Raw genomic sequence first — 17,428 nt, 5'->3', positions numbered from 1 at the left:
TCCCTCCCGGATGTCGGTAGTGTCGTTCCGTGCCCTACGAGGTCCGCACAACGGTGTTCGAGGGCCCGTTCGACCTGCTCCTGCACCTCATCACGTCCCAGCAGGTCGACCTGTACGAGGTCCGCATCAGCCAGATCATCGACGCCTACCTGGCCGAGCTCGAGCGCATGGAGGTCCTGGACCTCGACGTGGCGACCGAGTTCGCCCTCATCGCGGCGACCCTCATAGAGCTCAAGTGCCGGCGACTGCTGCCGGGGCGCGATGACGTCGAGGTCGACGAGGAGCTCGGCGTCTGGGAGGAGCGGGACCTGCTCCTGGCCCGCCTGCTCGAGTGCAAGACGTTCAAGGACGCCGCCTCGGTCCTGGTGGACCAGATGCACGAGGCGTCCCGTTCGCTGCCGCGCACCGCAGGGCCGGACGAGCGGTTCCTCGGTCTGACCCCGGATGTGCTGGCCGGGGTGGGCCCGACCCAGCTGCGGGAAGCGTTCATCAAGGCCACCGCCGCCCGGCCCCGACCCAAGGTCGACCTCGCTCACGTGCCCCCCGCCAGGGTCAGCGTCGGCGAGGCCGTGGCCGAGCTGGCCGAGGAGCTGCCGGCCCTGGGTACCGTCACCTTTCGCCACCTGACCGCCGATCTCGCGCTGCCGGACGTCATCGTGCGGTTCCTCGCCCTCCTCGAGCTCTATAAGCAGGGACGCGTCGACCTCGACCAGGGTGCCCACTTCGGGGATCTCAGCGTCGCCTGGCTCGCCGCTGTGGACCCTGAAGAGCCCGGGATGCTGGAGATGGTCGGCCCAGCAGGCCTGCCCCAGGGCATCGCCGGTGATGACGAACCATGATCGATCCCCATGCGTCATCGAACGGGGCCGCATCGTCGGGCGACGAGGGGCGGGCCATAGAGGCCGTGCTCATGGTTGCGGCCGAGCCGGTTGCCCCTCACCTGCTGGCCGAGCTGCTCGAGGTGCCTGTCGAGCGGGTGGAGGCCATCTGCGACGAGCTGGCCGACGGCTACGCCCGAGAAGAGCGCGGCTTCGTGTTGGCCCGGGTGGCGGGCGGCTATCGGTTCCAGAGCCATCCGGACCAGGAGCGGTACGTCGAGCGGTTCATGCTCGAGGGCCAGTCGTCCCGCCTCTCGGCTGCCGCCCTGGAGACACTCGCCATCGTGGCCTACAAGCAGCCGGTCTCGCGGGCCCAGGTGGCGGCGATCCGAGGCGTCAACGTCGACGGCGTGGTGCGGGCGCTCACCCAGCGGGGGTACATCGAGCCGGTGGCACGGGATCCCGGCCCCGGCCAGGCCGTGCTGTACGGGACGACAGCGCTCTTCCTCGAGAGGCTGGGGCTCGACCGCCTCGAGCAGCTACCACCTCTGGGCGATTTCGTTCCCGGCCCGGAGGTCGTCGAGGCGCTGGAGGAGGGACTGCGCCCGACCAGGGATGGCTGAACCGGGTTCGGGAGCGCCGGAGCCGTCCCGGGAGGCGGGCCCGAGACCGGCGAGCGGCGAGCGGGTGCAGAAGGTCCTGGCCAGCCTCGGGTTCGGCAGTCGCCGGGCCTGTGAGGAGCTCATCGTCGACGGCAGGGTGCGGGTCAACGGCGAACGGGCCCATCTCGGCCGCCGCATCGACCTGACGGCCGACTCCGTGGAGGTCGACGGCGTGCCCGTCGGCGTGCGACCGGGGCTCGTCCGCTATCTGCTGAACAAGCCCGTGGGAGTCGTGTCGACGGCGACCGACCCCCTCGGCCGGCGAACCGTCGTCGAGCTGGTGCCCGAGCACCCCCGGGTGTTCCCGGTCGGGCGCCTCGACGCCGACACGGAGGGGCTGCTGATCCTCACCAACGACGGCGAGCTCGCCCAGCGGCTGACCCACCCCTCATTCGGCGTCGACAAGGAGTACCTGGCGCAGGTGGAGGGCAAGCCCTCGCCCGGTGCCCTGCGCAGGCTGCGTGAGGGAGTGGAGCTCGAGGACGGGCTGACGGCGCCGGCGTCAGTGGCCTCGGTGAGCCCCGGCCTGCTGCGCCTGGTCATCCACGAGGGCCGCAACCGCCAGGTGCGACGCATGTGCGCGGCCGTGGGCCACCCGGTCGTGCGGCTGGTGCGGACGCGGGTCGGTCCCCTCGTCGACCGGCGCCTGCCCCCCGGACAGTGGCGGGAGCTGTCGGTCGCCGAGGTGCGGCAGCTGGCCGAGGCGGCCCAGCCGGTCCCGGCCAGGGGGACGCCCCGGGGCGGACGGTAGGCTCCGGCATCGATGCCCCCCGCCGTCAGAGCCATCCGCGGCGCCACCACCGTCGATACCGATACCGAGGACCAGGTGACCAGGCGCGTCCACGCCCTCCTCGGCGCCGTCCTGGAGCGCAACGGGCTGGCCAAGGATGACCTCATCAGCATCGTCTTCACCGCCACCGACGACGTCGTCTCGATGTTCCCGGCCGCGGCCGCTCGCACGATGGGCCTGGGCGACGTACCGCTGCTCTGCGCCCGGGAGCTGGCGGTTGTCGGCGGTCAGCCCCGCTGCATTCGTGTGCTCCTGCACGTGACCACCGACCGGGGACGGGACGAGATCGAGCACGTCTACCTGGAGTCGGCCCGCGGGCTTCGAGATGACCTCCCCGGCTGAGCCGGCCCGGGAGGCCGGCCCGACGACCGAGCCCCGCCGGGCGGCAGTGGTCGGTACCGGCCTCATCGGGGGCTCGATCGGTCTGGCCCTGCGGTCGAGGGGCTGGCACGTGACCGGCTCGGACACGGCGCCCGGTCGGGCAGAGAGGGCGCTCGAGCTGGGCGCGCTGGACATCGTGGGTGCCGATCCCGAAGCCGAGGTGACGTTCATTGCCACGCCGGTGTCAGGGGTGGTCGACGCGGCCCGAGCGGCCCTGGCAAACGTCCGACGGGCGACGGGGATCGTCACCGACGTCGGCGGCGTGAAGGGACCGATCGTGGCGGCGGTGGACCATCCCCGGTTCGTCGGCGGTCACCCGATGGCCGGCTCCGAGCAGGACGGGATCGACGGCGCCGACCGCGAGCTCCTCGCCGGCGCCACCTGGGTGCTTACTCCCACGGCATCCACCGACCCCGAGGCGTTCATGCGTCTGCGGGCCGTCGTGAGGTCGCTCGGAGCCGATGTCGTCGCCGTGCCACCCGAGCGCCACGACGAGCTGGTGGCCGTCGTGTCGCACGTGCCCCATCTCACCGCGGCGGCGCTCATGGGACTGGCCTCCGAGGGGGCCGAGCACCATGGCGCCCTCTTGCGCCTGGCGGCTGGCGGCTTCCGGGACATGACGCGCGTTGCGGCCGGCCATCCGGGGATCTGGCCCGACATCTGCGCCGAGAACGCCTCGGCCATCGTCACGGCGCTGGATCAGCTGGCCACCGATCTGTCGAAGGTCCGCGACATCGTCGCCGGGGGCGACCGGTCGGCGCTGATCGGCATCCTGGAGCAGGCCCGGGAGGCCAGGCGAAACCTGCCGACCCGGTTGTCCCGCCCCGAGGACCTGGTCGAGGTGCGGGTGCCCGTGCCGGACCGGCCGGGGGTGCTGGCCGAGGTGACGACGCTGGCCGGCGAGCTCGGGGTCAACATCGAGGACCTGGAGATCGCCCACTCGGCCGAGGGCGACCGGGGCGTGCTGGTCATGGTCGTGGATGCAGACGTCTCCGACCTGGTCCGGGGAGCGCTGTTGGCTCGGGGCTACCGTCCGTCGCACCAGCGGCTCGGATGACTGCCGGCGTCCTCGAGGTCGAAGGGGGCGCCACCCTCCGGGGCCGGGTGCGGGTTCCGGGCGACAAGTCGATCTCGCACCGGGCCCTGCTGCTCGCCGCCCAGGCCGAGGGACGTTCACACCTCACTGGGCTCTCGAACGGCGACGACGTCGCCCGCACCGCCGCCGCGGTCGGTGCGCTCGGGGCGGATGTCGAGGGTGGGTCGCCGGGAACGGTCCACGTCGCCGGCGGTCGGGCCCGGCTGCACGAGCCCGAGGGTGTGATCGACGTCGGGAACTCGGCCACCGGGATCCGACTGCTGGCCGGGTTCGTCGCCTCGTTCGACTGGCTGACTGTGCTGCAAGGGGATGCCTCGGTGGCCCGGCGACCCATGGCCAGGGTGGTCGACCCGTTGCGTCGCATGGGCGCGCGCATCGACGGCCGCGAGGGTGGGACGCTACCCCCTCTGGTTGTTCGGGGCGGGGGTCTGATGGGCATCGACTACGCGCCGCCGGTTGCCAGCGCCCAGGTCAAGTCGGCGGTCCTGCTGGCCGGGCTGGGGGCCCAAGAGGACACCGTCGTGCGCGAGCCCGTTCTCACGCGCACCCACACCGAGGAGCTGCTGTCGGCGTGCGGAGCCAAGGTGGAGGTAAGTCCGGATGGGCACGGCCAGGTCGTACGACTACGGCCTTCGACCCTGTCGCCGCTGACCCTGGAGGTGCCGGGTGACCCGTCTCATGCAGCCTTCTGGGTAGTTGCCGCCTCGATCGTGCCCGGCAGCGAGGTGGTGGTGGAGCGGGTGTACGTGGGACCGGGCCGATCCGGCTTCCTCGATGTCCTGGACCGAATGGGCGCGGCGATCGAGCTGCAGTCCCGGGACGCCACGACCGCCGACATCGTCGCTCGCCACGCCAGCCTCCGCGGCACGGAAGTGACGAGCGCCGAGATACCGGGGCTCGTCGACGAGGTACCGGTGCTGGCGGTGGCGGCGGCGATGGCGGAAGGAGAGACGACCTTCCGCGGCCTGGCCGAGCTCCGAGTCAAGGAGAGCGACAGGGTGGCGACAGTCGGCAGCGAGCTGTCCGCTCTCGGCGCCAGGGTCGAGACCGTGGGTGACGACCTCGTCGTCGTCGGTGGCACCCAGCTGAGGGGAACCAGCGTCCGGTCGCATGGTGACCATCGGGTCGCGATGGCGATGGCGGTGGCCGGCATGGCGGCACAGGGCCGAACCACGGTTGAGGGGTGGGACGCGGTCGCCACCAGCTATCCCGGATTTGTCGCGGATCTCGGGCAACTGACGTGACAGCCTCGCGGGGCGGCAAACCGGTCATCGCCATAGACGGACCCGCGGGTGCTGGGAAGTCGACCCTCGCCGCGTCGCTCGCTGCCCGTCTCGGCCTCGATCGACTCGACACCGGAGCGATGTACCGGGCTGTGGCCTTCGCAGCCCTCCGCGACAGCGTGGATCCATCTGACGCTCGGGCCGTGGCCGAGCTGGCCCAGGGGCTGCGCATCGAGATCGGGCCCGCCGTGCGGGTCGACGGGGTGGACGCCAGTCGCGAGCTTCGGGGCCCCGCGGTGACCAGCGTGGTGTCGGTGGTGGCCGCCAACCCCGAGGTGCGACGTGAGCTCGTGCGCCGGCAGCGCGCCTGGGTCGAGGCCCACGATGGGGGCGTGATCGAGGGCCGCGACATCGCCACCGTCGTGCTGCCCGACGCCGACCTCAAGATCTTCGTCACCGCCAGTGAGTCCGAACGGGCCCGGCGACGTGCGCTCGAGGCCGAGGCCACAGCCCACGATCTCGACTGGTCCACCGTGGCCGCCGACCTGGCGAGACGGGACCACCTCGACTCGACCAGACAGACCTCCCCTCTTGCTGTGGCCGAAGGAGCCGTGGTAGTCGACACCACGGACCGGAGCGTCGAGGAGATCGTCGAGGAGGTGCTGACCCGACTGTGAAGCCGTCACTCATCTTCTACGCCGTCGTGCGGGCCGCGCTCGTCGGGTGGTGCCGGCTGTATCACCGGCTCACCGTCGAGGGGAAGGAGAACGTGCCGACCGAGGGGCCCTACATCCTCGCTCCGGTCCACCGCTCGATCATCGACACCTTCGCCGTCGCCGTGGTGACCCGTCGGCGCCTGCGCTACATGGGCAAGGAAGAGCTCTGGAAGGTGCCCTGGTTCGGCCGCATCATCGACTCCCTCGGGGCCTTCCCGGTCCACCGGGACGCCACCGATCGGGAGGCCTTTCGTCGCTGTGTGGAGGTCATCGAGGGCGGAGAGCCGCTGGTCCTGTTTCCCGAGGGCACCCGCCGCTCGGGCCCGACGGTGACCGAGCTTCGTGAGGGAGCGGTCTACCTGGCCGCCCGCACCGACGTGCCCATCGTTCCTGTCGGCATCGGTGGGTCCGAGATGGCCCTACCCAGGGGGACGCGTTTTCCCCGACCGGTCAAGATCCACCTGGTGGTCGGCGAACCGATCACCGTCAAGGTTGCCGCCGAACCACCGAGCAGCGGCACCTCGGGACGCCGGTCCGACCGCCTGTCGCGCCGGCAGCTGCACGAGGTCACCGAGCGGCTGCGGGCCAAGCTCCAGACGCTGTTCGATCAGGCCCGGGCCCAAGCAGGCGACTGAGCGGCGCCCGGCCGGGACTGCTCAGCTGGCGAGGGCGGAGAGCGCCTCGCTGGCGGCCATGGCTCGATCGTCGGTGAGGGCGGCCGGGGTGTCGGCCGGAGCCATCACCAGGCAGCCCACGGCCGTCGCCACCGCCCGAAGGAGGTCCCGTAGCTCGCGCGGCGGCGGGAAGTACTCGTCCTCGATCGTCACGTCGACGGCCTCGGTGCCGTCCTGGGGCGCCAGGCGGGCCAGGACCGCGTCCACGAGCTCCTCGGGCGCCGAGGCGCCGGCGGTGACCCCGACCGTGCCCGCCAGATCATCCGGAAGTTCCTCTGCCGAGTTGACCCGGTACACGCGGCGGCAGCCGGCGGAGCGCGCCACCTTCTCCAGGGCCCGGGTGTTCGAGGAGTTGGCCGATCCGAGGACCACTACGGCGTCGGAGCGGTCGGCGATGGCCTTGAGCGCCGCCTGCCGATTGGTCGTGGCGAAGCACAGGTCGCTGCGGCCCGGCATCCATAGATCGGGGAACCGGTCCCGGGCCCGCTCCATGATGCCCGTCCACTCGTCGTGGCTGAGCGTGGTCTGGGCCAGCAGGGCCACCGGCGTGCCGGGGTCGGGTAGCGCCGTCACGTCCTGCTCGGTCTCGACCAGCTGCACGGCGTCGGGAGCCACGGCGACGGTTCCCACCGCCTCTTCGTGCCCCTCGTGGCCCACGTACACGACGGTGTAGCCCTTGCCGGCCCGGACCTTCACCTCGTGATGGACCTTGGTGACCAGCGGGCAGACGGCGTTGACCACCACGCCGCCGCCGGCCCGGGCGGCCGCCACTACCTCGGGGGCCGAGCCGTGGGCGCTGAGCATCAGCGGGGCTCCAGGCGGAACCTCGGCCACGTCGTCGACGAAGACGACGCCCAGCCGGCGGAAGCGGTCCACGACTACCCGGTTGTGCACGATCTCGTGGTAGCAGTACACGGGCGGCTCGAAGACGCGCACCATCCACGCCAGCGCCTTGATGGCCATCTCGACGCCGGCGCAGAACCCTCGGGGCTGGGCCAGTAGGACCCGCTGGACGCTCACGTCGGCCCAGGTTACCGGCCGTCCCGCCCTATCCTTGACGCATGTCGCTGCCCAGCGTGGTGGCCGTGAAGGAGGGGTCACCGGCGGCTCGGGCCGGCGTTGCCCCTGGTGACGAGATCGTCTCCATCAACGGCCGGTCGCCTCGCGACGTCATCGAGTACCAGTTCCTCGTCGACCAGGCCGAGCTCGATGTCGAGCTGCGCCGCGGCGGCCTGGAGCTGAGCGCCGCCGTCGGCAAGGACGACGGTGAGCCCCTCGGTATCGAGGTCTCCTCGGCGGTGTTCGACCGCGTCCGCACCTGCGACAACCACTGCGAGTTCTGCTTCATCCACCAGCTGCCGAAGGGGATGCGCCGGAGCCTGTACGTCAAGGATGACGACTACCGCCTCTCGTTCCTCTACGGCAACTTCACGACCCTCACCCGGTTCACCGAGGCCGACCTGGAGCGGGTGGTGACCGAACGGCTCAGCCCGCTGTTCGTCAGCATCCACGCCACCGATCCCGCGGTGAGGGCCCGGATGCTGCGCAACCGTCGCGGCGCCGTCAGCCTGCGGTGGCTGCGGGCCCTGCTCGACCACGACATCGAGGTCCACGGCCAGGTCGTGGTCTGCCCGGGGATCAACGATGGCGCCATTCTCCACGACACCCTGGCCGGCCTCCTGGACCTGTATCCCGATCTCGCCACGGCTGCCATCGTCCCGCTGGGGGTGAGCCGGTACTCCAACGAGGCCGGCATGCGGCCGCACACCAGCGACGAGGCGGCCGCGGTCCTGGATGCCGTGGACGAGTGGCAGCCGGCCTTCGTCGAGGCCGTCGGGCGGAGGGTGGTCTTCGCCGCCGACGAGTACCACCTCCTCGCGGGCCGACCCTTCCCGGAGGCGCACGCCTACGAGGGCTTCCCCCAGCACGAGAACGGCATCGGCATCGTGCGGGCCTTCGAGCGCGCGTTCTGCCGGAAGGGAGCCGCCATCGGAGTGAGGGCCGGATTCTTCTCGTCGATCGATGGTGCTCCTGCCGAGGGCTACCGGGCTCCGCGTGCGATGCCGGTGGTCGCCATGCCCGGTGACGCCATTGGAGCTCCGACTGCCATCATCACCGGCGAGTACGGCGCTGCCGTGCTCGGCCCGCTCGTCGACGACCTGGGCCGGGGCGACGTCAGGATCGTGACAGTGCGCAACGAGTTCTTCGGGGGCAACATCGCCGTCGCCGGTCTCATGACGGGTGAGGACGTGGCCCGGGTGCTGGCCAGCGAGCCCGAGCAGCACCGCTACCTTCTGCCCGACGTGTGTCTGACCCAGGGCCGGTTCCTGGACGGCACCGTTCCGGCGGACCTTCCCCGGCCGGTGCAGATCGTCCCCACCGACGGACGGTCGCTGCGGCGGGCGCTGGACGGCCGGCTCGGGATGCCGATCGAGCGAGAGGGCGAGCAGCGGTGAGCCGGACGCACCCGGTCGTCACAGCCGGCGAGCGCCCCGGAGCCGGCGGCGCCGACGCCGGCGCCAGGCCGATCGTCGCGGTCGTCGGGCGCCCCAATGTCGGCAAGTCCTCTCTGGTCAACCGCATCGTCGGGGGCCGGGTGGCGATCGTCGAGCACCGACCGGGCGTGACCCGCGATCGGAAGGAGCTCGTCGCCGAATGGAACGGTCGGCCCTTCACCCTGGTGGACACGGGAGGCTGGCTGGGCGCTGCCGACGGGCTCGAGGCGCAGGTCAGTGCCCAGGCCGAGCGGGCCGTGCGGGTGGCCGACGTGGTCCTGCTCGTCGTCGACGTGACCGTAGGTGTGACCGACGAGGACGAGGCGGTGGCCGCCTTCCTGCGCCGGTCGAACCGGCCGGTCGTGCTGGTAGCCAACAAAGTCGATTCCGACGTCCGTGAAGCGGACGCGTGGGCGTTCGCCCGCCTCGGCCTCGGCGACCCCTGGATGGTGAGCGCTCTCCACGGGCGGGGGTCGGGGGAGCTGCTCGACGAAGTCGTCCGCCTTCTTCCCGACGAGGTGGCGCCCGACCGAGAAGGCGCGGCGCCGACCGGCACGTCGGTGGCCATCGTGGGTCGGCCCAACGTCGGCAAGTCGACGCTCTTCAACCGCCTCATCGGCGACGACCGGTCGATCACCCACGACCTGCCGGGGACCACCCGCGACACCATCGACACCCTTGTCGAGACCGACAACGGCGCGTTGCGCTTCATCGACACCGCCGGCATGAGGCGGAAGTCCCGAGTCGGCGAGGGCGCCGAGTACTACTCGCTCGTGCGCGGCCTGCAGGCCATCGACCGGTCCGACGTCGCCCTCCTGCTGATCGACGCCGCCGAGGGGGTCACTCATCAGGACCAGCGTCTGGCCGAGCGGGTCGACGCCGCCGGAAGCCCGGTCGTCCTGGTGCTCAACAAGTGGGACCTCCTCGACGCCGACGCCAGGTCGGCCGTGACTGCGGACATCGGTGATCGGCTGGCCTTCCTCGGCTACGCGCCGGTGATCAAGGCCAGCGCCCGCACGGGGCTCGGCGTGCACCGGCTGCTGCCGGCCCTCGGCCAGGCCATCGAGGCCTACCACCAGCGCGTCTCGACGACCCGGCTCAACCGCGTCGTCCAGTCGGCCCAGGCCGCACATCCGGCACCGGCGGGCGCACGTGTCCTGTACGCCGTTCAGGGGGCCAGCGACCCGCCCACCTTCACGCTCTTCGCCAACCGAAGCCTGCCGCCGACGTACCTGCGGTACCTCGAGCGCAAGCTCCGGGAGGACCTGGGCTTCGGACCAACTCCCCTCAAGCTGCGGGTCAGAAGGCGGTCGCGGTGAGCGACCGGGGGGGCGTCCGGCGCCACCCCGCGTTGCCGCCCCCCAGCGGGGTTAGGGTCTCGCCGTGATCGTCCAGCAGCCGGTCCTGATCGGCGTGGCCGTGGCCTGCGGGGTGGCGGCCTACGTGTGGGCCCGTTCCAGCCGCCGGCTTCTGCGCGCCTGCCGGCGCATCGAGCGGGACGTGGTCGACCACGACAGCCCCGACGAGGCCCTGATGCTGGCCCGCTCGGCCTTCGACAAGGACCTCCACACCACGATCCTGTACTCGCTCCTGGGGCTCAGCGCCTTCATCACGGCTTTCCTGCCGCATGCCTGGCTCCAGCTTCCGTTCCTGCTTGTCCTCGTGCCGATCGCCATCTCACTGCGCTACGGGCCGCGGTTCCTCTCGGCGGCCCGGCTGGCCGAGGAACGGTCGCTCTTGGAGCGGCGGGCGGCGGAGGTGCTGGCCCAAGAGGAGCTGGCGCCCATGCGGTGGTCCGAGCGCCTGGCCCCGGCCAGCCTGCCGGACATCGACGGGTTCGATGTGGGCCACGTGTACCAGCCGGGCGCAGGGGCCATGGCCGGCGACTTCTACGACATCGCCCCGACCGCGCTGACACGCCTGGCGGCGGTGATCGGCGACGTGGGGGGACACGGCATCGAGGCCTCCATCACGGCGTTCCAGGTCAAGTACCTGCTCCGGGTGTTCCTCCGTCAGTACCGCGATCCGGGTCAGGCCGTCGAGGAGCTCAACGTGGTGCTTTCCGCCCAGGGTCGGCCCGAAGAGCTGGTCTCACTCTGCGCGGTAGTGTTCGACCAGATGGCCGGCACGTTGCGGTTCGCCTCGGCGGGGCACCCGGCCGCATGGATCTGGCACGGCGGCGAGGTGCGGCCGATGCGGTCGACCGGTCCACTCCTGACCCTCGACCCCAAAGGAAGCTATACGAGCAGGGAGCTCCCGCTCGATACCGGCGACGTCCTGCTGCTGTACACCGACGGGCTGGCCGAGGCCCGCTCGGGGGAGCAGTTGTTCGGCGAGGACAGGGTGGCCGGCATCCTGCGCCGCGATCCCGGCCAGGACCTCACCACGCTCTGCAAGACCCTCCTCGAGGCGGCTCGGGACTTCGCCTCCGAGCCGCTTACCGACGACGTGGCCATCCTCGCCATCCGCCGGACGTGACGGGACGCGACGCGACCGAGCGGGCCAAGGCGGCCGCCGGCAGTGGTGCCTCGTCCGACGGCGACGGTGCTGCTCTCGACATCGGCGCCATCACCCGTCGGGCCATCGACGGCAACCGGGCGACGGGCGCGGAGAAGCTCGCCAGCCAGCGCAAGCTGTTCGTGCGCGACCGCCTGGCGCTGTTGCTGGACGAAGGGTCGCTGGTGGAGGACGCACTTCTGGCCAATGCACTGGCCGGTGACCTACCAGCCGATGGCGTGGTGACCGGACGAGGGACCGTCGCGGGCCGGCTGGTCTGCGTGATGGCCAACGACACCACGGTGAAGGCGGGCTCATGGGGCGCCCGCACGGTCGAGAAGATCCTCCGGCTCACCGAGTACGCGATGAGCCACGAGCTGCCGGTGTTCTGGTTGGTCGACTCGGCCGGAGGCCGCATCACCGACCAGGTCGAGCTGTTCCCCGGGCGGCGAGGTGCGGGCAGGATCTTCTACAACCAGGTCCGCCTCTCCGGTCGGGTTCCCCAGATCTGCTGCCTGTTCGGGCCATCGGCGGCCGGTGGTGCGTACATCCCGGCGTTCTGCGATGTCGTGTTCATGGTCGAGGGGAATGCCTCGATGTACCTCGGCTCTCCTCGCATGGCCGAGATGGTGATCGGCGAGCGCACGACGTTGGAGGACATGGGTGGCGCCCGTATGCACGCCACTATCTCGGGATCGGCCGACGGGTTGGCCGCCGACGACGCAGGCGCCATCGCGGCAGCAAGGGCGTACTTCTCGTACATGCCCCGGTCGTGGCGGGAGGATCCCCCGCCAGTCGGCGCTGTCACATCGGCCAGATCCATGACGGCGGGGACCATCCCGGCCTCGCAGCGAGCTGGTTACGACATGCACGATGTCATCGACGCGTTAGTGGACGAGGGATCGTTCTTCGAGATCAAGCCCGATTTCGCCAGCGAGCTCGTGGTCGGGTGGGCTCGACTGGACGGCGAGGCGGTCGGCATCGTGGCCAACAACCCGCTGCGCAAGGGCGGCGTGCTCTTCGTCGACTCGGCCGACAAGGCCGCGCGCTTCATCTGGTGTGCGGACGCCTTCAACATCCCCCTGATCTTCCTGGCTGACGTGCCCGGGTTCATGGTCGGCAGCGCCGTCGAGCGCGCGGGCATCATCCGCCACGGCGCCAAGATGATCACCGCAGTGTCCGAGGCGACGGTCCCCAAGCTCTCGGTCATCGTGCGGAAGGCCTACGGCGCCGGACTCTACGCAATGGCGGGACCCGCGTTCGAGCCGGACAGCTGCATCGCCCTGCCATCGGCCCAGATCGCCATCATGGGTCCTGAAGCTGCCGTGAACGCCGTCTACGCCAACCGGATCGCAGGGATCGAGGACCCCGTCGAGCGGGCCGACTTCGTGGCCGAGCGCCGGGCAGAGTTCGAGGCGGACGTCGACCTGCTGCGGTTGGCGTCCGACCTCGTGATCGACGCCGTCGTCGAGCCCGAGCAGCTGCGTGACGAGCTGGTCGCCCGGCTGGCCTCGGCCCGGTCCAAGCGAAGGGACTTCACGGAGCGACGTCACGGCGTGCCGCCGGTATGAGCGCTCAAGGGCGGCCGGCGGTCGTGCGGATCCGCGACGTGGGGCCCCGAGACGGGCTCCAGGTGGAGGCTCCCGTGAGCGTCGAGGCTCGAGTTGCGCTGGTGGAAGCGCTCGTGGCGGCAGGTGTGCAGGAGGTCGAGGCGGCCGCCTTCGTCTCGCCCTCCGCGGTGCCGGCCATGGCCGGGGCGGCAGAGGTGATGGCCACGATCTCCCGGCGGCCGGACGTGCGCTATGGGGCGCTGGTCCCCAACCTGCGGGGGGCGCAGCTCGCCCTGGAGGCCGGCGCGGATGCCCTCTCGGTGACCGTCTCCGCCTCGCCGGAGTACAACCGGCGAAATGTTCGCATGTCGATCGACGAGTCCGTCGCCCAGGTCACGAGCATCGCCGCTGCGGTCGGCGGTGTACCGGTCGATGTCGTGGTCTCGTGTGCGTTCGGCTCGCCCTACGAGGGCGATATCTCGCCCGAAGCCGTCGGCGGACTCGGGGATCAGGTGCTCGGCGCCGGCGCCACCTCGCTGACCTACGCCGACACGACAGGGATGGCGACGCCGCGCCGCATCGATGAGCTGCTCGACGAGGTGGGCGTCGACGTGGGGTTACACCTGCACGAGACGAGGGGTACGGCGCTGGTCAACGCCTATGCAGCGTTGGAGCGAGGGGTTGCGCGCTTCGACACCTCGGTGGGAGGTCTGGGCGGCTCGCCCTTCGCCGCCGGATCGGCGGGCAACCTGGCGACGGAGGATCTGGTGCATCTGCTGGACGATTTGGGCGTGACGACCGGAGTGAACCTGGGGCGATTGCTCGAGGCCAGCGCCCTGGCGGCGCGGACCGTGGGCCACGACGTTCCCAGCCGGGTCGCCGCCGCCGGCCCGCGAAGCCGGCTGATCGACGCTCGCTAGACACGAGCGGATCACGGCTACCGCCAGTGCCGGGAGCGGGCCGGTTGTCACGGAGGTTGGCGCGATGCCCTGTTCCACCTTACGTCGACAGCGGTTGTGGCTTTCGACGTAAGGTGGAACAGCGTCAGTTCCCCGAGGCTCCCGACGGGCTCGAGCGTGCGACCCGTCAGTCGGGTGCCGCTCCTTCGAGCTCGGACTTGCGGGCCTGCCAGCCGGTGATCATCTCGGCGAAGTGCGCGGGGTTGTAGACGTCCTCCTCGTAGGACCAGAGACCGTTCCCCGCGTACTTGAGGAGGGTGAAGTTGGCGGCCTGGTGGACGCTGCCGTCGCCCGGGTCGGCCATCCGGTTCCAGATCTGGCACACCACCCATCCGCGCTCCTGGTCGATGACGTACCAGTCGATCGGGAAGTGCGGCATGGCGTTGCCCGGGAACGTGCTCATGGTCTTGGTGATCCACCGGCGGATCGCCTCACGACCCCCGAACCGCCCGAACGCGTGCTCGACGTAGGTGGCGTCCTCGGTGAACCGCTCCGCCCAGGCGTTCCAGTCCCCGGTCGCGCCGGCTCGCAGGGCAGTGCTCTGGTAGTCGGCGAAGGCCTCCTCCAGCTCGTCACGCGTCCATCGGCCCACGCCACCCCTCCATTGCTCGAGCACGTCCTCTGGGCTCCAAAGTCTTTCAGTGCACCGCCTCGTGCCACAACTGAGCGCCCTCAGCGCATGCGACCGAGATCCGTGATGAGCTTCGCGGAACGACGGCGGCCGTAGACGGCGGACACCCCCAGCCCTAGCGCCCAGTAGGCGAGAGCCATGGCGAGGTAGACGACCGAGTAGGCGAGGAAGTGCGGCTGGTAGGGGCCGAAGACCGACGAGCCATCCCTTACGGCTGGTGGCTATCCAGCGAAGCTCGTCGACGAGGTCGCCGAGAAGACCCAATCGAGGTTCGGTCGCCGCCTGGCGACCTATGGCATGACCGTTCGTCATGCCGCCGATCCCAGCACAGTCGGCTCGGCCTGCGCTCTCTCAGTACTTGACGAAGTGGCGTGCACGCTCGCGGGCGTCGTCGGTGCCGGAGTCCGCCTCCCACTCCGAGCGGCGGACGGCGAGATAGGCGCTCGTCAGTGTCGCGCCCAGGGCATCCGTGAGGACCTCGTCCTGCTCGAGGGCATCCAGCGCGTGACCGACCGTGGCGGGATACGGTGCCACCCCGATCGTGTCGCGCTCCTCGGGCGAGAGGCGGTGAGGATCGACCGTGAGCGGCGCAGGAGGATCGAGGCCGCGTTCGATGCCGTCCGTGCCGGCGGCGATGAGTCCTCCGAAGGCGAGATAAGGGTTGCAGGATGCGTCGATCGGTTTGTACTCGAGGTTCGCCGACGCCATCTCGTTTCCCCAGAAGGTCGAAGGAACGCGCACCGCAGCCTCCCGGTTGTCCTGTCCCCAGCACACGTACGCGGAGCTCCAGCTCTCCGGCGTCAGCCGTTGGAACGAGTTGAATGTCGGAGCGGTGAGGCCGAGCAGGCCGGGAAGATGGGCGAGCACACCGGCGACGAAGCGCTCCCCGAGCTGCGAGAGGCCAAAGCGTCCGGTCTGGTCGTGGAAGAGGTTGCGTTCGAAGCCGGCGTCCCAGAGGCTGAGATGCACGTGGGCGCCGTTGCCCGCCTGGTCGGGCCAAGGCTTCGGAGCGAGCGACGCCGCCAGGCCGTGGCCCGCGGCGACGCCGCGGATCGTCTCCCGGACCAGGACCTGGACATCTGCGGCCCGGATCGCCGGGCGAGGGGCGACCGACAGCTCGTGCTGTCCGTGGCCCAGCTCGGGGTAGTACTGCTCGACGGCGATGTCCTGACGCTCGAGCGCTTCCACCATGGCGTCAATCACCTCGGCGGCGGCGGCCATCCCGATGGTCGAGAAGCACAGGCTGTGATCGATGGGAACGAACGAGCTGCCCTCCTGGCGGGCCAAGCTGAACTCATTCTCCACGCCGCAGGAAAGTGCCATGCCGCGCTCGGCCACAACGTTCGCCATCCTGGCAAGGAATGGGCGCGGGCCGGCCTCGTGCGGTTGTCCGTTCAGCGCGACGTGGTCGGTCAGCATGGCTGCGGCGTGCGGAGCGTAGGGCAGCACTGCGAACGACCCCGGATCGGGAACGAGGCGGATCTCGCCGACCGGCCCCATGCCCTCGACCGGTTGGAGCTCGTCGAAGGAGCTCATCGCCTGCATGGCGGTGGTCAGGCCCACCCCGACTCGCATCCGGTAGGCGAGCTGGTCGACGTGGACGGCCTTCCCCCGCACCACCCCGCCGTTGTCGCAGTAGAGAAAGCGGATCAGCCGCACCCCGGCCTGCCGGCAGGCGTGGACGACCCCATCGACTGTCCCAGGGGTCGGCCCCCAACTGCGTTCGGTGGCCACGACGCCTCACCCTAACAAGGGCCCCCCGCGGCCCAGGGGACCAGTCGTGGCGCCCCGTCGGCCTCGCACGGCGGCGTCAACTACGATGTCCCAACACGGGCTGTGGCGCAGCTTGGTTAGCGCGCTTGACTGGGGGTCAAGAGGTCCCGAGTTCAAATCTCGGCAGCCCGACCAGGTCAGAGGCGGTTTCCGCCACAGACGGCACAGACAAAAACCGGGGGTCTGCCTATAGGCCTGCCTTACAGATCAGGGGTCTGCCTACGGACAGCCCCGAGACGCAAAGCGACCCCAGGAAACAGCGCCCTGACCGAGGCGGCCGATCGTCACTTCGTACGCCTATCCGGCCGACTGCTCACCCCACAGGCTCTCGCCGAGCTGCCAGCACCCGAGCCCCTCATCGACGGCTTGCTCATGCTCGACTCGCTCGCCGTGGTCTACGGCCGGCCCGGATCGTGCAAGACGTTCCTCGCCATCGACTGGGCGTTGTCCGTCGCCACCAGCTCCTCGTGGCACGGTCGCTCTGTTGCCACCGGACCCGTCCTGTACGTCATCGGTGAGGCCGCTCCCGGGTTTGGCCGTAGGCAAGCCGCATGGTCGGAGGCGAATCGGGTCTACGGGCTCGACGACTTCGACATGCGCTGGCTGCCCGAGCCGGTCAACCTTCTCGATCCGCCCCAGGTCGACGCCCTGGAGCTGCTTGCCAGGGACAGGCGCCCGGCCCTCATCGTCTTCGACACCCTGGCCCGGTGCATGCCTGGCGGGGACGAGAACGGACCGAGGGACATGGGACTGGTGGTCGACGCCGCCGACCGCTTCCGTCGAGCCACCGGGGCCTGCGTGATGTTCGTCCACCACACTCCAAAGGACGGCTCGAAGCCGCGGGGTCACTCCGCGCTCGAAGGCGCCGTGTCCACGTCGATCGTGGTGCGCGCCGACGGGTGGCGGGTCACGGTCGCCTGCGACAAGCAGAAGGACGCCCTGGAGTTCGACCGGATCGCGCTCGTGCGCCAGCCAGTTGGCGAGAGTCTCATTCTGGCCAGTCCCAGCAGTCCAACGGGCCAGTCCAACGACGAGTCCAACGACAGCCGGTCCAGGGTGCTTGGGACTCTGTTGGACTGCTTCAGTGAGACAGGTTGCACGACCAGTGAGTGGCGGGATGCGGTAGGCGAGATGCCCCGGTCGACCTTCTACTGGGCAAGGAAC

Annotated in this window: 17 protein-coding genes and 1 tRNA gene; 15 read left to right on the top strand and 3 right to left on the bottom strand. The window is 70.5% G+C overall.

Features of this window, described 5'->3' with window-relative positions; translation table 11 throughout:
* Positions 1 to 29: 29 nt before the first annotated feature.
* From VH112_09170 to VH112_09135, 8 genes are all read left to right on the top strand, one after another.
* Positions 30 to 839, top strand: coding sequence for a segregation/condensation protein A (locus tag VH112_09170; GenBank protein ID HEX4540404.1), 810 nt, complete (start codon positions 30 to 32; stop codon positions 837 to 839).
* The gene (gene scpB / locus VH112_09165) at positions 836 to 1,441 is read left to right on the top strand and encodes an SMC-Scp complex subunit ScpB (GenBank protein ID HEX4540403.1); all 606 of its coding nucleotides are present in this window, start codon (positions 836 to 838) and stop codon (positions 1,439 to 1,441) included. Before VH112_09170 ends, scpB begins: the two co-directional genes overlap by 4 nt.
* A gap of 64 nt (positions 1,442 to 1,505) precedes the next feature.
* Positions 1,506 to 2,231 (top strand): pseudouridine synthase, encoded by a 726-nt coding sequence (locus tag VH112_09160; protein ID HEX4540402.1) that lies wholly within the window; start codon positions 1,506 to 1,508, stop codon positions 2,229 to 2,231.
* A gap of 12 nt (positions 2,232 to 2,243) precedes the next feature.
* Positions 2,244 to 2,612 (top strand): chorismate mutase, encoded by a 369-nt coding sequence (gene aroH, locus VH112_09155; GenBank protein ID HEX4540401.1) that lies wholly within the window; start codon positions 2,244 to 2,246, stop codon positions 2,610 to 2,612.
* The gene (locus VH112_09150) at positions 2,596 to 3,708 is read left to right on the top strand and encodes a prephenate dehydrogenase/arogenate dehydrogenase family protein (GenBank protein HEX4540400.1); all 1,113 of its coding nucleotides are present in this window, start codon (positions 2,596 to 2,598) and stop codon (positions 3,706 to 3,708) included. Before aroH ends, VH112_09150 begins: the two co-directional genes overlap by 17 nt.
* A complete protein-coding gene (gene aroA, locus VH112_09145; protein ID HEX4540399.1) occupies positions 3,705 to 4,991 on the top strand; it encodes a 3-phosphoshikimate 1-carboxyvinyltransferase in 1,287 nt (428 codons plus the stop codon). Before VH112_09150 ends, aroA begins: the two co-directional genes overlap by 4 nt.
* Positions 4,988 to 5,647, top strand: coding sequence for a (d)CMP kinase (gene cmk / locus VH112_09140; protein HEX4540398.1), 660 nt, complete (start codon positions 4,988 to 4,990; stop codon positions 5,645 to 5,647). The genes aroA and cmk overlap by 4 nt, the downstream gene beginning before the upstream one ends.
* Positions 5,644 to 6,321 (top strand): lysophospholipid acyltransferase family protein, encoded by a 678-nt coding sequence (locus VH112_09135; protein ID HEX4540397.1) that lies wholly within the window; start codon positions 5,644 to 5,646, stop codon positions 6,319 to 6,321. Before cmk ends, VH112_09135 begins: the two co-directional genes overlap by 4 nt.
* A 21-nt stretch (positions 6,322 to 6,342) precedes the next feature.
* Here VH112_09135 and ispH read toward each other — a convergent pair whose 3' ends face one another.
* Positions 6,343 to 7,380: a 4-hydroxy-3-methylbut-2-enyl diphosphate reductase gene (gene ispH, locus VH112_09130; GenBank protein ID HEX4540396.1), complete on the bottom strand. Its 1,038-nt coding sequence runs from the start codon at positions 7,378 to 7,380 to the stop codon at positions 6,343 to 6,345.
* 41 nt (positions 7,381 to 7,421) lie between these two features.
* Between ispH and VH112_09125 the strand changes: the two genes are divergently transcribed.
* From VH112_09125 to VH112_09105, 5 genes are all read left to right on the top strand, one after another.
* Positions 7,422 to 8,816 (top strand): DUF512 domain-containing protein, encoded by a 1,395-nt coding sequence (locus tag VH112_09125; GenBank protein HEX4540395.1) that lies wholly within the window; start codon positions 7,422 to 7,424, stop codon positions 8,814 to 8,816.
* The gene (gene der, locus VH112_09120; GenBank protein ID HEX4540394.1) at positions 8,813 to 10,174 is read left to right on the top strand and encodes a ribosome biogenesis GTPase Der; all 1,362 of its coding nucleotides are present in this window, start codon (positions 8,813 to 8,815) and stop codon (positions 10,172 to 10,174) included. The genes VH112_09125 and der overlap by 4 nt, the downstream gene beginning before the upstream one ends.
* A gap of 64 nt (positions 10,175 to 10,238) precedes the next feature.
* Positions 10,239 to 11,333 (top strand): PP2C family protein-serine/threonine phosphatase, encoded by a 1,095-nt coding sequence (locus VH112_09115; GenBank protein ID HEX4540393.1) that lies wholly within the window; start codon positions 10,239 to 10,241, stop codon positions 11,331 to 11,333.
* Positions 11,330 to 12,922: an acyl-CoA carboxylase subunit beta gene (locus tag VH112_09110; GenBank protein HEX4540392.1), complete on the top strand. Its 1,593-nt coding sequence runs from the start codon at positions 11,330 to 11,332 to the stop codon at positions 12,920 to 12,922. The genes VH112_09115 and VH112_09110 overlap by 4 nt, the downstream gene beginning before the upstream one ends.
* Positions 12,919 to 13,821, top strand: coding sequence for a hydroxymethylglutaryl-CoA lyase (locus VH112_09105; protein ID HEX4540391.1), 903 nt, complete (start codon positions 12,919 to 12,921; stop codon positions 13,819 to 13,821). The genes VH112_09110 and VH112_09105 overlap by 4 nt, the downstream gene beginning before the upstream one ends.
* Before the next feature lie 166 nt (positions 13,822 to 13,987).
* Here VH112_09105 and VH112_09100 read toward each other — a convergent pair whose 3' ends face one another.
* Together VH112_09100 and VH112_09095 are read right to left on the bottom strand one after the other, a co-directional pair.
* A complete protein-coding gene (locus VH112_09100; protein HEX4540390.1) occupies positions 13,988 to 14,452 on the bottom strand; it encodes a nuclear transport factor 2 family protein in 465 nt (154 codons plus the stop codon).
* Positions 14,453 to 14,842: 390 nt separating this feature from the next.
* Positions 14,843 to 16,225, bottom strand: coding sequence for a glutamine synthetase family protein (locus VH112_09095; GenBank protein ID HEX4540389.1), 1,383 nt, complete (start codon positions 16,223 to 16,225; stop codon positions 14,843 to 14,845).
* A 96-nt stretch (positions 16,226 to 16,321) separates the two neighbouring features.
* Between VH112_09095 and VH112_09090 the strand changes: the two genes are divergently transcribed.
* Positions 16,322 to 16,399 (top strand) — tRNA-Pro (locus VH112_09090).
* Positions 16,355 to 17,428 (top strand): AAA family ATPase (locus tag VH112_09085; GenBank protein HEX4540388.1); only part of this gene is annotated, 1,074 nt, incomplete at its 3' end. The genes VH112_09090 and VH112_09085, both read left to right, overlap by 45 nt.

The organism is Acidimicrobiales bacterium (genome assembly GCA_036270875.1).
In the GTDB taxonomy this organism is placed as follows: domain Bacteria; phylum Actinomycetota; class Acidimicrobiia; order Acidimicrobiales; family AC-9; genus AC-9.
Note: the sequence above shows the minus strand (reverse complement) of the source record. Positions and strands in the feature narration are given on the sequence as shown.

Bases quoted from the DNA above. Each gene is read 5' to 3' on its own strand.
- scpB (HEX4540403.1), top strand. From the start codon at position 836: ATGATCGATCCCCATGCGTCATCGAACGGGGCCGCATCGTCGGGCGAC.
- aroH (HEX4540401.1), top strand. From the start codon at position 2,244: ATGCCCCCCGCCGTCAGAGCCATCCGCGGCGCCACCACCGTCGATACC.
- VH112_09150 (HEX4540400.1), top strand. From the start codon at position 2,596: ATGACCTCCCCGGCTGAGCCGGCCCGGGAGGCCGGCCCGACGACCGAG.
- aroA (HEX4540399.1), top strand. From the start codon at position 3,705: ATGACTGCCGGCGTCCTCGAGGTCGAAGGGGGCGCCACCCTCCGGGGC.
- VH112_09125 (HEX4540395.1), top strand. From the start codon at position 7,422: ATGTCGCTGCCCAGCGTGGTGGCCGTGAAGGAGGGGTCACCGGCGGCT.
- VH112_09105 (HEX4540391.1), top strand. From the start codon at position 12,919: ATGAGCGCTCAAGGGCGGCCGGCGGTCGTGCGGATCCGCGACGTGGGG.